Origin of the sequence: Allobranchiibius sp. GilTou38, assembly GCF_017565325.1 — a bacterium.
GTDB lineage: Bacteria > Actinomycetota > Actinomycetes > Actinomycetales > Dermatophilaceae > Allobranchiibius > Allobranchiibius huperziae.
On record NZ_JAGEKN010000018.1, the window covers coordinates 13432 to 27816 of the forward strand.

A 14385-nucleotide genomic window follows, 5' to 3' on the forward strand; every position below is an offset into this window, starting at 1 on the left:
TGTGGGATGAGAAGGCATTGAACACAACGCTGGCTGCATCGTTCTCTAGTGCTCATAAGCCGAAAATGTGCGACTACGTCGTGCGAGTTGGACATATTTGGCTAGTCGTCGATGCTACTCGACGTGCGCTCCGTAGAGACGTTGTGCTGGGAGTAGCTGGCACCGGAGGTATCGAGGAAGAGCTAAACCGGGTGCTATTCGACCGGAAAATAGAGCAACTTGAATCAACAATCGACCTACTACGCACACAGATGCACCTGCTGACCGGAGAAGGTGTCGATGTGGAGGCAATTTTCGTGCCGATAGTCGTTACGGCAGATCAGGGTCTGGGCTGGGGCCCTTTTATTGCCCTCGAAGTAGAGAAGCGGACGAGCCGGGATGGGCTCCTGCAGGGGGAAGACCTAGCACCAGTGGCACTTATGTCACTGAAAGACATCAGTTTGCTAGAGCATGAAGGGGAGAGTCAAGGTGTGCGAGCCATAGATGCACTCTTGGAATGGCGCAGGGGGCCGAACGCGGCTTGGGCATTTGATCAACACTTGAGCCTGTCCGGGCGAAGGCTTGCAGCGACAAGACTCGAGCGGAAGGCCGCAGCGCGCATGATGACGGAAGCTGGTAAGCGGCTTCGTACTGGACGCGGCTAGTCGACGCCTACGAAACAACGTGAGGCACCGTTGGCTTCGACAAATTTGGAGATTCACTCGACAGGCCCAAGTTGGCCCGCTCTAATGTTGATTTGGATGAGGTGGATCGGCATTCGGCTCTGATTGAGAGCACCTTGCAACCTGCGCGCGGAAGGGGCGACTATGTACGACTGGTCAACGAGATCCGGTCGGCTGGGGGTCTACCCCCTGGGGGTTGCCATCCGTTTCATCGTCGGTCACATCGTCCCAGTCAGTGACCCACAGTCGCTGGAGGTCGCCGGGCTTCAAGTCCTTGTTGGACTGACCCGCGTCGGCCCGCATAGCCAAGAACACCCGCTCAAGGCTTAGGAGCTTCGAGCGGGCACCCAGACTGTCGAGTCCAGCCTCGGCCTTCCACGTCCGGATGGCCTGCAGCACTGCTGGCGAACCCCACAGAATCATGCCCTCCGTCAACCTGCCGAACACTCGACGCATCTCGTCGGTGTCCAGCTTGCGATCCGACTCCGGCACGGTCGCACCCATGGCCCGCAACAGCTCACTTGCGAATGCTTGATACACCGGGGATACCCGGTCGCGCCGCGTGGCGTTCCGCGCTGCCCGCGCACTCATCACCTGTCCGACAATGAGCGTCAAGGACCCAACGAGGATGGTCACCAGGCCGGTGATGACGGCCGCACCGACCGGCCCCTGTAGCTGCCTTAGCAACAAGGCGAGGCGCACCAGCAACCACAACACGAGCGCGCCGATCAGGACGATGAGAGCGAAACCCACCGCCGTCAGCCAACGAGGCTGATCCTCGGTGGAAACTTCCGAACCCTGCTGACTGTCGGCCATGGTCAGATGCTAGACAGCGAGACAGACACTCACGCCGCAATGCAAGGCCCTACACCGCCTGAGTGGTGGGGGTGGAGTGGCCTATCCCACCTGAGTGCCGTCGGGGAAATGGCCCGCCTGAGTCGGTGGAGTAGCACTCACGTGTGCGAAATACCGCCTGTGAGATGAAATCGCCGAAGGGCAACATCACTCCTAGCGAAGTTGCATCAAGCTGCTGGTACGCGAGGTCGCGCCCGCCTGGGAGCAGATCGTCGACGGCCTGGACGAGCTCACCCTGGACGGGGTGAGCCTCTACGCGGCACCAGAGGTCGTCGAGGCCGCGATGTCCCGCGCGACCCTCGCTCCACTGCTGACCGCGGCGTTCGACGAGATCCTGCTCGGGTACGCCGACCGGTCCGCGACCGTTCCCGCGCGGTTCGCCGACCACATCGTGCCGGGCGGGAACGGGATGTTCCGGCCCGTCGTCCTGGACGGCGCGCGTGCCGTCGGCACCTGGTCGGCGCCGATGAAGCCGGGAGCGCCGCCGCGGGTCGAGCTCTTCGAGCACCCGCCGAGCAGGCGCCTGGCAGCAGCCCGGCTCAGCATGCCCGCCCGCTGACGGTCACCGGTCCGTACCAGAGCGCGGGATCGATAGCCTTCGGTCCATGGCAACTCCCCGTGACCAACGCGAGCTCGACATCGTCCTCTTCGGCGCCACCGGTTTCGTCGGGAAGCTGACCGCCGAGCACCTCGCGGCGTACGCGCCCGAGGGCGTGCGCATCGGCCTCGCCGGGCGCAACACCGGCAAGCTGGAGGACGTCCGTAGGTCGCTGGGCCCCTCGGCTTCGGATTGGCCTCTGATCACCGCGGATTCGGATGACGACGCCGCTCTGGCGGTGCTCGCCGAGCGCACCCGCGTGGTCATCACCACCGTCGGCCCCTACGCGAAGTACGGCCTGCCCCTGGTGAAGGCCTGCGCCGAGGCCGGTACGGACTACGTCGACCTGACCGGCGAGGTGCTCTTCGTGCGCGAGTCGATCGATCGCTACCACGAGGCCGCGGCCGCCTCCGGAGCCCGCATCGTGCACTCCTGCGGGTTCGACTCGGTGCCCTCCGACCTGGCCGTGCTGACCCTGGCCGAGCGCATCGCGCAGGACTCCGCGGGCGAGCTCACCGACACCACCCTCTTCGTCACGATGAAGGGCGGTGCCAGCGGCGGGACCCTGGACTCGATGAAGGGTCAGATCGACGAGGTGCGCTCCGACAAGGCCAAGCGCGCGGTCGCCGTCGACAAGTTCGCGCTGTCCCCCGACCGCTCGGCGGAGCCGAAGGGCGAATGGCGCGACAGCGTCTCCGTGCGGTACGCGCCGGAGGTGAAGGCGTGGACGGGACCGTTCGTCATGTCCACCTTCAACACCCGGATCGTGCGGCGCAGCAACGCCCTTCGCGGTCACGACTACGGCAGCGCGTTCCGTTACCGCGAGGTGCAGAAGACCGGAGCGGGCCTCGCGGGACGCGCCACGGCGTACGCGCTCGCCGGCGGACTCGCGGTCGCCGTCGGTGCGCTGAGCCTGTCGCCGCTGCGGCCGCTGGTCAACCGGGCGCTGCCCAAGGCCGGTGAGGGCCCGGGCGCCGAAGCACGCGCCAAGGGCTTCTTCAAGGTCGATGCCCGCACGACGACCACGGACGGCAGCGCGTACCGCAGTGTCGTTGCGGCACAGGGAGATCCGGGCTACGCCGCGACGTGCGTGATGCTCGGGGAGGCCGCGCTCGCGCTGGCGACCCAGCGCGAGCAGTGCCCGCTGCCGGACGGTCTCACCGGCGGCGTGCTGACCCCCGCCACGGCGCTCGGCGACGTCTATGCCGCACGACTGCGCGACCGCGGTTTCACCGTGCAGGCCGAGCGCGTCTGACGAGGGGGGGTTCTGCGTCTGCGGCCAGTGCTGCAGCCCTGACCACGAACGCAAATCGCTCACACGGTCGCCGCGGCGTCCCTCACCGGCGGCGCAGCACCCGGGCCAGCGCGTCGAGCACCGCTGTGTCCTCGATGGTGCCGGGCACCTGCGGTTCGTCGCCGTCGGCGAGCTGACGCATCGTGCGCCGCAGGATCTTGCCCGACCGGGTCTTCGGTAGCGCCGCCACGATGTCTACCCGCTGCAGACCGGCGATGGCGCCGACCTGGTCACGGACCAGTCGGGTGAGCTCGGCGCGGATGCGCTCCTGCTCCTCCTCGGTGGGCTCCTCAGCGCCCTTCAGCACCACCAGTGCTCGCGGCACCTGACCCTTGAGCTCGTCAGCGACTCCGATGACGGCGCACTCGGCGACAGCCGGGTGGCCGGCGACGACGGCCTCGAGGCCGCCGGTCGACAGGCGGTGCCCTGCGACGTTGAGCACGTCGTCGGTGCGGCCCATCACCCAGACGTACCCGTCGTCGTCGATGTATCCGCCGTCGCCGGACAGGTAGTAGCCGTCGTACGCCGACAGGTAGGACTCGACGTAGCGGTCGTCGTCACCCCACAGCGTCTCCAGCGTGCCGGGCGGCATCGGCAGCTTGATGCACAGCGCGCCCTCCTGGCCCGGTGCGCACCGCTCGCCCTCCGCGTCGAGCACCTGCACGTCGTACCCCGGGCTCGGCATCGTCGCCGAGCCGGGCTTGATCGGGAAGAGCTGCGTGCCGATCGGGTTGGCGCCGATCGGCCAGCCCGTCTCGGTCTGCCACCAGTTGTCGATGACCGGCACCTGCAGGCGGTCCGTCGCCCATTGCCAGGTGTCGGGGTCGGTGCGCTCGCCCGCGAGGAAGAGGGTGCGCAGGCTCGACAGGTCGCGACCGGCGATCAACGTGCCCTCCGGGTCCTCCTTCTTGATCGCCCGGATGCCGGTGGGAGCGGTGAAAAGGCCTGCGATCTTGTGCTCTTCGATCATCCGCCAGAACGTCGACGCGTCGGGTGTGCCGACCGGCTTGCCCTCCAGGAGCACAGTCGTGCAGCCGGCGAGCAGCGGCGCGTAGACGATGTAGGAGTGCCCGACCACCCAGCCGACGTCGGATGCGGTGAACCACACATCGCCCGGCTGCATCCCGAAGATGTGCCCCATCGACCAGTGCAGCGCGACCGCGTGCCCGCCGTTGTCGCGCACGATCCCCTTCGGCCGACCGGTGGTGCCGGAGGTGTGCAGGATGTAGAGCGGGTCCGATCCCAGCATCGGCACGCAGCCCGCGGCGCCGACACCATCGGGACGCATCGCCGTACGCCAGTCGATGTCCCGCTCCCCCATCGCGGCCTCGGCCTGCGGCCGCTGCAGCACGACGACGCTCTCCGGCGGGTGCTGCGAGCGTTCGATCGCCGCATCGACCATCGGCTTGTACTCCACCACCCGGGTGCGCTCGACTCCGCAGGACGCGGTGATGAGCACCTTGGGGCGTGCGTCGTCGATGCGCGCGGCCAGCTCCGCGGGTGCGAACCCGCCGAAGACGACCGCGTGCACCGCACCGATGCGCGCGCAGGCCAGCATGCTGACGACCGCTTCCGGGATCATCGGCAGATAGATGACGACGCGGTCACCCTTCTGCACCCCCAGCGCGGTGAGCATCCCGGCGGCCCGCCCGACCAGGTCGAGCAGCTGCGCGTACGTGTAGGTCCGGCTGTCCTGCGTCACCGGGCTGTCCCAGACGACCGCGGGCTGGTCGGCCCGTCCCGCGATCACGTGCCGGTCGAGCGCGTTGAAGCAGGTGTTCATCCGGCCGTCGGGGAACCATCGGTACAACGGCGGATTCGACTCGTCCAGAACGGTCTTCGGGAAGTTGATCCAGTCGATGCCTCGAGCGGCCTCTGCCCAGAACGCCTCCGGGTCCTGCATGCTCGCTTCGTATGCCGCTTCGTACGCGCCGCTGCTCATGCCCGTCATTCTCCACGCGGAGGCGGCCGACCACCCCCGGTATGACGCGGCCCGGTCAGTAACCGGCCTCGCAGACCAGGTGCAAGTCCGACCGCAGCGAGGCGGGCACGGCGCAGCCGACCCCCGCCGTGCCGAGCGTGACGACGGTCCACCGACCGTCGACCCGGTGCAGCGCGACGAACGCGTCGTCGGTGCGCTGGTCGATCGGGTGCACCACGGCCGATGCCCACGACGTGTTGGCCGAGGCCACCCGGATCGAGCGCACCGAGACATCGGACGCCGGCACGTCCCCGAGCAGGGCGCTGTGGTCGATGGCCGACGTGATCGCAGCGCTCGTCGTGATCCCCCGATGGGTCACGGCGGCGGGCGACGTGCGGTGAACGACGGCCTTCGTCACACTGGTCACGCTTGTCGTGTGCTTCACCGGATGTGCCGCCGGGGTCGCCTGAGCCACCGAGACCGCCCCCGCCGCGGCGATCGCCACAGCCACCGGAACCACACACATCGCACGCTTCATCTGCTGTCCTACTCCCTTGCTCTGCGACCGATCGGCCGCTTCCCCGAGTACGCCGGCGATGTCCGCCGGCACATGGTCAGACGCACGAACCCCCGAAGAGGTTGTCTCGCCCGCGGGTTCGAGACCGAACCGTGATCCCACCGGGCAGGATGGAGGCGTGAGCACCCGCGAGATCACCGACAGTCGGGCGCTACGCAGCCGGATCGCCCGCGGCGACTCATTGCGAGGGCTGCGGCTGCAGGACGTGGACCTGCGCGACGCGGTGCCCGATCTGCTGCGCATGACCGACCTGACCGGTCTGGTCGTCCTCGGCGGCATCGTCCCGGACATCTTGGTACGACACCTTCGGGTGGCGGGCGCCCTGGTCTTCCCGCCGGACCCGTCGCTGCCGGTCGACCCCTACAGGTCTCGGTTGTACGAGCCGCGCGCGCTCTACGCCGGACTTACCGCCCACGGCTATGACGGCACGCCCGATCGGCGTGCGTACGACTGGCTGCTCGACCCCGTCACTGCCCACGACGTCTACGCAACGGTGATGCGGGCCGTCCACGACCAGTCGATCGACGACGCGCTGGACGAACGACTGGAGGGGCGGCGCGTCGTGGGCGTGATGGGCGGCCACGACGAGCCGCGCACCAGCGCGGCGTACGCCGACGCTGCGCGACTCGGACGCGCGCTCGCCGACGGCGACTGTCTCGTCCTCACCGGAGGCGGCCCCGGTGCGATGGAGGCGGCGAGCCTCGGCGGCTGTGTGACCGATGAGGCCGCCCTGCGGTCGGCCCTGCAGGAGCTGGCGAGTGTGCCGTCGTACCGGCCGGACATCGGGCGGTGGGCATCGACCGCCCTGGCGGTGCGCGAGCGCCACACCGACGCGGTGCACCGGGCCCGGGTGATCGCCGTCCCCACCTGGTACTACGGCCACGAACCGCCGCATGTCTTCTGTGCCGGCATTGCCAAGTTCTTCAGCAACGCGCTGCGAGAGGACACCCTCCTCGCGCGTTGCGACTCCGGCATCGTCGTCCTGCCGGGCGCGGCCGGCACCGTCCAGGAGATCTTCCAGGCCGTCACCCGGATGTACTACGCCACGCCCTCCGACGCCACCGATCCCCTGCCACCGCTGGTGCTCGTCGGCGAGCGGCAGTGGACCCGCGACGTGCCGGTCTGGGAGCTGCTGAAGACGCTCGCCGCCGACCGCCCGATGTCCGCTGCCGTGCACTTGGTGGACTCCACGCAGGATGCGGCCGAGCTGATCCTGCGACGAAACGGCCGACGCTGAGGCTCTGGGTCAGGCGGTAGAGGCCGCCAGCTGCCCGCAGGCGCCGTCGATGTCCGAGCCGCGGGTGTCGCGCACGGTGGTCGGGATGCCGCGGGCGCGCAGCCTTTCGACGAACTGCTGCTCGACGCCGTGCCGCGATGCGGTCCACTTCGAGCCCGGCGTCGGGTTGAGGGGGATCGGGTTGACGTGCACCCAGCCGCTGCCGCGGGCGGCGAGCTTCTCCCCCAGCAGGTCCGCGCGCCAGGCGTGGTCGTTGATGTCGCGGATCAGCGCGTACTCGATGGACACCCGACGTCCGGTCTTCTCGTAGTAGCGGTACGCCGCGTCGAGGGCCTCGTCGACCGACCACCGGTTGTTGATCGGCACCAGCTCGTTGCGCAGCTCGTCGTCGGGGGCGTGCAGCGACAGGGCCAGCGTGACCGGGATGCCCTCGGCGGCGAGCTTGTCGATGGCGGGCACCAGCCCGACGGTCGACATCGTGATGCCGCGGGCACTCATCCCGAGGCCCGAGGGCGGCGGCTCGACCAGCCGGCGGATCGCGTCGATGGCGCGCCGGTAGTTCGCCAGCGCCTCGCCCATGCCCATGAACACCACGTTCGACACCCGCAACGGCGACTCCCGGTCCTCGTCGACGCCCCCGGGCAGTTGGCCCGACCGCAGCATCCGGGCGCCCGCGACGACCTGCTCGACGATCTCGGCGGTCGACAGGTTGCGGGTCAGCCCCTCCTGGCCGGTGGCGCAGAACGGGCAGTTCATCCCGCACCCGGCCTGGCTGGAGATGCACATGGTCACCCGCCCCGGGTAGCGCATCAGCACCGACTCCACCAGGGCGCCGTCGAAGAGGCGCCACACGCTCTTGATCGTCTGGCCGTCATCGGCCTCCAGCGTGCGCACCGGCGTCAGCAATGGCGGCATCAGCTCCTGCACCAGACTCGCCCGCTCCGCCTTCGGCAGGTCGGTCATCTGCGCCGGGTCGTCCACGAAGTGTTCGAAGTAGTGGGTCGACAGCTGGGCTGCCCGGAAACCCTTGTGCCCCAGCGCCTCGACGGCCGCCTTGCGACCGGCAGGGTCAAGATCGGCCAGGTGCGTCGGCGGCTTGGAGCGCCGGGGCGCGGTGAAGGTCAGCTGCCCCGGCGTGGGACGCGGGGTCGGGGCGGGCAGATCGACGGTCGGCATACGACCATCGTCCCAGGTGCGGGCCGAGCCGCGAAAACTCCCAGCCTCGCGGATCAGGAGACGAACGGGGTGAGGATCGCCCAGACGACCGGCACCGTGATCAGCAACGAGTCCAGTCGGTCCATCAGGCCGCCATGGCCCGGGATCAGGTTGCTCATGTCCTTGATGCCGAGGTCGCGCTTGATCATCGACTCGCACAGGTCGCCGACCGTCGCGGTCACGACAGCCAGCGCCCCGAGCAGCGCGCCGATCCACCAGCGCCCGTCGAGCAGCAGGGCGACCGACAGAGCTCCGGCCAGGATGCAGCAGGCGACCGACCCGCCGAAGCCCTCCCACGACTTCTTCGGCGACACGCTGGGGGCCATCGGGTGCTTGCCGAAGACGACGCCGACCGCGTAGCCACCGACGTCGCTGGCGATGGTGACCAGCACGAAGGTGACGATGCGCAGCGGCCCGTCGTGCTCGTCGAGCAGCAGCATCGCGAAACCGACCAGGGCGGGCACGTAGAGCACCACGAAGGTGCCGCCCGCGGCGTCCTGCACGGCTGATTCCTCGTCGCCGAAGGACCTCCAGACCACGACCACCAGAACGGCGAGCACGACCGACGAGGCGAGCGCGACCGGTCCCCACTGATAGGCGATCACCGGTACGGCGGCTGCCGCGACGAGCGTCGGAACGGCCGGCGGGTAGATCCGACCGTGCTGCATCGCGCGCAGCAGCTCCCACACCCCGACGACCGAGGCGAGCGTCGCGAGTGCGACGAAGAACTCCTTGCGGATGAAAAGGGAGGCGAGCACCAGCACGCCGAGGAGGACGCCGACGCCGACCGCGGCGTAGAGGTTGCGACCCGCCCGCGGGGTGGGGTTGCTCTTGTCGGCGGTGGCGTCGACGGGTGCCGCGTCGGAGCGGCCCGCTCGTGCGTCCCGTCGGGTCAGCGGTCCGGGAGGCGGCGACTGATCGGGCATGGGCAGGGTGGGGTGGAGCGCGCTCAGACCGAGAGCAGCTCCGACTCCTTGCTCTTCATCATCTCGTCGACCACGTCAACGTACTTCTTGGTGGTGCTCTCCAGCTCCTTCTCCGCGCGGGAGCCCTCGTCCTCGCCGACGTCGCCGTCCTTGACGTGCTTGTCGATCTCTTCCTTGGCACGCCGGCGGATGTTGCGGATGGACACCTTGGCGTCCTCACCCTTGTTCCGGGCCAGCTTGATGTAGTCGCGGCGCCGTTCCTCGGTCAGCTGGGGCAGCTGGATCCGGATCAGGTTGCCGTCGTTGCCGGGGTTGACGCCCAGATCGGACTCGCGCAGCGCCTTCTCGATCGCGGCCATCGAGCCCTTGTCGAAGGGCTGAATGAGCACGGTGCGCGCCTCGGGCGTCTGGAACGACGCGAGCTGCTGCAGCGGAGTCGGGGCCCCGTAGTAGTCGACCAGCAGCTTGTTGAACATCCCCGCGTTCGCACGGCCGGTGCGGATGCCGGAGAAGTCCTCCTTGGCGACCTCGACGGCCTTCTCCATCTTCTCCTCGGCGTCGAAGAGACTCTCGTCGATGCTGCCGTCCATGGTGGGGAACTCCTTCGATACTGCGTGGTTGAGGGGTGGGCGTCGTACGACCGAGGGGTCAGGCCGGCGACACCAGCGTGCCGATCCTCTCACCCTGCAGCGCGCGGGCGATGTTGCCCTGACCCTCCATGCCGAACACCACCATCGGCAGCTTGTTCTCCGCGCACAGCGCGAACGCGGTCTGGTCGAGCACCTTCAGGTCCCGCTCGACGGCTTCGGCGTAGGTGAGCTCGTCGATCCGGGTCGCTGAGGGGTCCAGCTTCGGGTCGGCTGTGTAGACCCCGTCCACGCCGCTCTTGGCCACCAGCACCACGTCGCAGCGGCTCTCCAGGGCACGCTGCACGGCGACGGTGTCCGTGGAGAAGAAGGGCATGCCCATCCCCGCACCGAAGATCACGACGCGGCCCTTCTCCATGTGGCGGATCGCGCGGCGCGGGATGTACGGCTCGGCGACCTGGCCCATGGCGATGGCCGTCTGCACCCGGGTGTCGACGTCCTCCTTCTCGAGGAAGTCCTGCAGGGCCAGGCAGTTCATCACGATGCCGAGCATGCCCATGTAGTCGGCGCGGACCCGGTCCATACCCTTCTGCTGCAACTGGGCGCCGCGGAAGAAGTTGCCGCCGCCGATCACGACGGCGATCTGCACGCCGGAGCGCGCAGCGACGGCGATCTGCTCGGCGATGTCCTTCACAACGTCGGGGTCGACCCCGACGGCTCCCCCGCCGAAGACCTCGCCGGACAGCTTGAGCAGTACCCGAGCCGGGCGGTCGATGGGGGTCTGGGTGGTCACGTGGTTACTCCCGAGTGATCGGCGTCCAGGGGTCGGTAGATACTTCCACAGATTCTCGAAGTGCTGCCACGCCGACGTCCGCGGCCTCGTCGCTGCGGACCCCCGTACGCGCAAAACTGCGCGGGATCCAAGGGCTGACCCTCGTATCCCGCGCGGTTCACGCGTTCCGGTGCTGCGCGGTGTGACTAGACCTCGAGCCTTCTCGGCGACTTCCTCACACTTCGCTGCGGGCGCGCCTCGCTACGCTCGGCACACCCTGCGCCGCGTGTTTCGTCAGACCCCGAGCCTTCTCGGCGTCTTCCTCACACTTCGCTGCGGGCGCGCCTCGCTACGCTCGGCACACCCTGCGCTGCGTGTCTCGTCAGACCCCGACCTTGAAGCGGACGAAGTTGACGATCTGCACGCCCGCCTCGTCGGCGACCTTCGCGACGGTCTTCTTCGGCTCCTTGGCGAACGGCTGGTCGTGCAGCACGTTCTCCTTGAAATAGCCGTTGACCCGTCCCTCGATGATCCGCTGCAGGGCCTGCTCGGGCTTGCCCTCCTCGCGGGCCGTCGCCTCGGCGACGCGGCGCTCGTTGGCCACCGTCTCCTCGTCGACGTCGTCGCGGTGCAGGACCGTCGGGCTGAACGCCGCGACGTGCATCGCGACGTCGCGGGCGGTCTGCTCGCTGCCGCTCGCACCGACCAGGACACCGATCTGCGCAGGCAGGTCGGGGCTGGTCTTGTGCAGGTACGCGGCCACGACGGGGGCCTCGACACGGGCCACCCGCTTGATCTCGATCTTCTCGCCGATGGTGGCGTTGGCGTCGTCCAGCAACTCCTTGACGGTCTTGCCGTCCTCGCCGGTCGCCACCAGCAGGCTCTCCGCGTCCGGGGCGCCCGAGGAGACCGCGACCTTCAGCACGGCGTCCGCGAGGTCGCCGAACTTCGCGCTCTTGGCCACGAAGTCGGTCTCGCAGAGCAGTTCCACGAGCGTGCCGACGCCGTCACCGGCGGAGGCGGCCACGAGGCCGTTCTCCGTCGTGCGGCCCTCACGCTTGGAGACGCCCTTCTGGCCCTTGACCCGCAGGATGTCGGTCGCCTTGGCCTGGTCGCCGTCGGCCTCGTCGAGCGCCTTCTTGACGTCGAGCATTCCGGCGCCGGTCGACTCGCGCAGCGCCTTGATGTCAGCGGCGGTGTAATTCGCCATAGCTATGCCTCGCTCCTTCGCGAAGAGTCGTGAAAAGTGGGTACGACGAGCGAACGCTCAGGCGCCCGCGGTGTCGTCGGCCGGTGCCTCGGTGGTCGCGGCCTCGGCAGCCGGAGCCTCGGCAGCGGCCGCAGCCTCACCGGTGGTCTCGGCAGCGGCGGCTGCGGTGGCGGCCTCGATACCCGCGGCGTCACCGGTGGTGACATCGGCGTCGGCGGTCTCCACGGCGGCCTCGGCCGTCTGCGACGGACCGGCAGCGGTGTCGGTGTCGGCGGCAGCGGTCTGGGAGTTCAGCAGCTCCTGCTCCCACTCGGCCATCGGCTCCGCAGCCTCGCCCTCGCCGGAGCGACCCTGCGAACGGGTGATGAGACCGTCGGCGACGGCGTCGGCGACCACGCGGGTCAGCAGCGTGACGGAGCGGATCGCGTCGTCGTTGCCCGGGATCTTGTAGTCGACCTCGTCGGGGTCGCAGTTGGTGTCGAGGATCGCGATGACCGGGATGTTCAGCTTCCGGGCCTCGGTGACGGCAAGGTGCTCCTTCTTGGTGTCCACGATCCAGACGGCCGAGGGGACCTTGGCCATGTCGCGGATACCGCCGAGGGTGCGCTCCAACTTGACCTTCTCGCGGTTCATCACCAGAAGTTCCTTCTTGGTGCGACCGGAGCCGGCGACGTCGTCGTAGTCGATCTCCTCGAGCTCCTTCAGCCGCGCGAGGCGCTTGCTGACGGTGCCGAAGTTGGTGAGCATGCCGCCCAGCCAGCGGTGGTTGACGTAGGGCATGCCCACGCGAGTGGCCTGCTCGGCGACCGACTCCTGGGCCTGCTTCTTGGTGCCGACGAACAGGATCGTGCCGCCGTGCGCCACGGTCTGCTTGACGAAGTCGTAGGCCTCGTTGAGGTAGGTCAGCGACTGCTGCAGGTCGATGATGTAGATGCCGTTGCGCTCGGTCATGATGAAGCGCTTCATCTTCGGGTTCCAACGGCGGGTCTGGTGCCCGAAGTGGACGCCGCTCTCGAGGAGCTGGCGCATTGTGACGACGGCCATGCCGAAGTCCTTTCGTCGTATGTTTCCAGTTGTCTTCCACCGGCACGGGTGCGCCGGCGAACCTGGTGTCCAGACGACCCGGACCGCTCGCCCAGCGAGTGCTGCGGACGGACTGACGGGTGCGCCCCGGCATGCACCTCCCGGAGGAAGCGCGGCGCCGGACGTGGACACGCGAATTCGACCCTCGCAACATCACCCGAGGTGATCTCGCCAAGGCCGTGGATCCAGTGTATGGCGCACGCGGGCCGTGGAGCGAATCGGCCCGCCTAGCATGGCGGGATGACTGCTTCCCCGGTGCCGCTCGCGGCCCTGGTCGCCCGGATGCGCGGTTTCGGCGAGACCGTCTTCGCCGAGATGACCCAACGTGCGGCCGCGGCCGCGGCGGTGAACCTCGGCCAGGGCTTCCCCGACGCGGACGGTCCGCACGAGGTGCTGGACGCGGCGAAGGGTGCCATCGACTCCGGCCAGAACCAGTACCCGCCGGGCATCGGCGTGCCGGTGCTGCGGCAGGCGATCAGCGCCCACCAGCGACGGTTCTACGACCTGCACGTCGACCCGGACACCGAGGTCCTGGTGACCGCGGGGGCCACGGAGGCCATCGCCGCCACCATCCTCGCGCTCTGCGAGCCGGGTGACGAGGTCGTCACCTTCGAGCCCTACTACGACTCCTACGCCGCCTCGATCGCGCTGGCGGGCGCCGTACGCCGCACGACGTCGCTCGCTTTCCCCGACTTCGCGGTCGACGAGGACGCGTTGCGCGCGGCGTTCTCGGACCGGACGCGGCTCGTGCTGCTCAACACCCCGCACAACCCCACGGGCAAGGTCTTCAGCCGCTCCGAGCTGGAGTTGATCGCGTCTCTGGCCCGCGAGCACGACGCCGTGGTCGTGACCGACGAGGTCTACGAGCACCTGGTCTACGACGGCGAGCACATCCCGGTCGCGACGCTGCCGGGCATGGCCGAGCGCACCCTCACCATCGGCTCGGGCGGCAAGACCTTCGCCACCACCGGCTGGAAGGTCGGTTGGGTGCACGGGCCGGCGCAGCTCGTACAGGCCGTCCGCACGGTGAAGCAGTTCCTCACGTTCGTGGCCAGTGGACCGTTCCAACCGGCGATCGCCGTCGGCCTGGGGCTGCCCGACCGCTTCTTCGCCGAGCTGAGCGACACCATGCGACGTCGACGCGACCTGCTTGTCGACGGGCTGCGGCGGCTGGACGTGCCGGTCAGCGTGCCCGCGGGCGGCTACTTCGTCATCGCCGACCTCGCCCGCTTCGACCCCGACGCGCTGCGGTTGTGCCGGGCCATGCCGACGCAGGTCGGGGTGGCAGGCGTGCCGGTGAGCGCGTTCATGGACAGACCCGCCGACCCGGCCGCCGAGGTTGCTGCTGCGTCGCTCGTGCGGCTCGCGTTCTGCAAGCAGGACGACGTCCTGGCCGAGGGCGTACGGCGACTGGCCCACCTGGCGGACTGAGCGGGTCTACGTTCGAG

At 68.8% G+C, this 14385-nt stretch carries 13 protein-coding genes; 4 read left to right on the plus strand and 9 right to left on the minus strand.

The window, feature by feature from the left end:
• Window positions 1-818: 818 nt before the first annotated feature.
• The gene (locus tag JOB34_RS17015) at window positions 819-1478 is read right to left on the minus strand and encodes a hypothetical protein (RefSeq protein ID WP_208053822.1); all 660 of its coding nucleotides are present in this window, start codon (window positions 1476-1478) and stop codon (window positions 819-821) included.
• Between the two features lie 214 nt (window positions 1479-1692).
• On the opposite strand from JOB34_RS17015, the gene JOB34_RS17020 reads away from it, so the two are divergent.
• Together JOB34_RS17020 and JOB34_RS17025 are read left to right on the plus strand one after the other, a co-directional pair.
• A complete protein-coding gene (locus JOB34_RS17020) occupies window positions 1693-2076 on the plus strand; it encodes a crosslink repair DNA glycosylase YcaQ family protein (protein ID WP_279538983.1) in 384 nt (127 codons plus the stop codon).
• A 46-nt stretch (window positions 2077-2122) separates the two neighbouring features.
• Entirely contained in the window at window positions 2123-3370 is a 1248-nt protein-coding gene (locus JOB34_RS17025) for a saccharopine dehydrogenase NADP-binding domain-containing protein (protein WP_208053823.1), read from the plus strand.
• Between the two features lie 82 nt (window positions 3371-3452).
• Here JOB34_RS17025 and JOB34_RS17030 read toward each other — a convergent pair whose 3' ends face one another.
• Window positions 3453-5351, minus strand: a complete 1899-nt coding sequence (locus tag JOB34_RS17030) for an acetate--CoA ligase (protein ID WP_208053824.1) — start codon at window positions 5349-5351, stop codon at window positions 3453-3455.
• A gap of 55 nt (window positions 5352-5406) precedes the next feature.
• Window positions 5407-5757: a hypothetical protein gene (locus JOB34_RS17035; protein WP_208053825.1), complete on the minus strand. Its 351-nt coding sequence runs from the start codon at window positions 5755-5757 to the stop codon at window positions 5407-5409.
• 268 nt (window positions 5758-6025) lie between these two features.
• Between JOB34_RS17035 and JOB34_RS17040 the strand changes: the two genes are divergently transcribed.
• Window positions 6026-7144 carry a Rossmann fold nucleotide-binding protein gene (locus JOB34_RS17040; RefSeq protein WP_347813914.1) on the plus strand — a complete coding sequence of 373 codons (1119 nt, stop codon included), beginning with the start codon at window positions 6026-6028 and terminating at the stop codon, window positions 7142-7144.
• Between the two features lie 9 nt (window positions 7145-7153).
• On the opposite strand, the gene rlmN is transcribed toward JOB34_RS17040, so the two are convergent.
• The 6 genes from rlmN to rpsB all read right to left on the minus strand — a co-directional run bounded on the left by rlmN (window position 7154) and on the right by rpsB (window position 12898).
• Window positions 7154-8320, minus strand: a complete 1167-nt coding sequence (gene rlmN / locus JOB34_RS17045; protein WP_208053827.1) for a 23S rRNA (adenine(2503)-C(2))-methyltransferase RlmN — start codon at window positions 8318-8320, stop codon at window positions 7154-7156.
• A gap of 53 nt (window positions 8321-8373) precedes the next feature.
• Window positions 8374-9285 carry a phosphatidate cytidylyltransferase gene (locus JOB34_RS17050; protein WP_208053828.1) on the minus strand — a complete coding sequence of 304 codons (912 nt, stop codon included), beginning with the start codon at window positions 9283-9285 and terminating at the stop codon, window positions 8374-8376.
• 23 nt (window positions 9286-9308) lie between these two features.
• Window positions 9309-9875, minus strand: coding sequence for a ribosome recycling factor (gene frr, locus JOB34_RS17055; RefSeq protein WP_179479812.1), 567 nt, complete (start codon window positions 9873-9875; stop codon window positions 9309-9311).
• A 58-nt stretch (window positions 9876-9933) separates the two neighbouring features.
• Entirely contained in the window at window positions 9934-10665 is a 732-nt protein-coding gene (gene pyrH / locus JOB34_RS17060; protein WP_347813915.1) for a UMP kinase, read from the minus strand.
• Between the two features lie 361 nt (window positions 10666-11026).
• Window positions 11027-11854, minus strand: a complete 828-nt coding sequence (gene tsf, locus JOB34_RS17065; protein ID WP_208053829.1) for a translation elongation factor Ts — start codon at window positions 11852-11854, stop codon at window positions 11027-11029.
• Window positions 11855-11911: 57 nt separating this feature from the next.
• Window positions 11912-12898 carry a 30S ribosomal protein S2 gene (rpsB, locus tag JOB34_RS17070; RefSeq protein WP_208053830.1) on the minus strand — a complete coding sequence of 329 codons (987 nt, stop codon included), beginning with the start codon at window positions 12896-12898 and terminating at the stop codon, window positions 11912-11914.
• Window positions 12899-13177: 279 nt separating this feature from the next.
• Between rpsB and JOB34_RS17075 the strand changes: the two genes are divergently transcribed.
• Complete coding sequence (locus JOB34_RS17075) at window positions 13178-14368, plus strand: pyridoxal phosphate-dependent aminotransferase (RefSeq protein WP_243758337.1); 1191 nt, start codon at window positions 13178-13180, stop codon at window positions 14366-14368.
• Window positions 14369-14385 lie beyond the last annotated feature (17 nt).

Excerpts from the sequence above, each read along its gene's own strand:
- JOB34_RS17015 (WP_208053822.1), bottom strand. The coding sequence starts at position 1,478 with ATGGCCGACAGTCAGCAGGGTTCGGAAGTTTCCACCGAGGATCAGCCT.
- JOB34_RS17025 (WP_208053823.1), top strand. The coding sequence starts at position 2,123 with ATGGCAACTCCCCGTGACCAACGCGAGCTCGACATCGTCCTCTTCGGC.
- JOB34_RS17030 (WP_208053824.1), bottom strand. The coding sequence starts at position 5,351 with ATGAGCAGCGGCGCGTACGAAGCGGCATACGAAGCGAGCATGCAGGAC.
- rlmN (WP_208053827.1), bottom strand. The coding sequence starts at position 8,320 with ATGCCGACCGTCGATCTGCCCGCCCCGACCCCGCGTCCCACGCCGGGG.
- JOB34_RS17050 (WP_208053828.1), bottom strand. The coding sequence starts at position 9,285 with ATGCCCGATCAGTCGCCGCCTCCCGGACCGCTGACCCGACGGGACGCA.
- frr (WP_179479812.1), bottom strand. The coding sequence starts at position 9,875 with ATGGACGGCAGCATCGACGAGAGTCTCTTCGACGCCGAGGAGAAGATG.
- tsf (WP_208053829.1), bottom strand. The coding sequence starts at position 11,854 with ATGGCGAATTACACCGCCGCTGACATCAAGGCGCTGCGCGAGTCGACC.
- rpsB (WP_208053830.1), bottom strand. The coding sequence starts at position 12,898 with ATGGCCGTCGTCACAATGCGCCAGCTCCTCGAGAGCGGCGTCCACTTC.
- JOB34_RS17075 (WP_243758337.1), top strand. The coding sequence starts at position 13,178 with ATGACTGCTTCCCCGGTGCCGCTCGCGGCCCTGGTCGCCCGGATGCGC.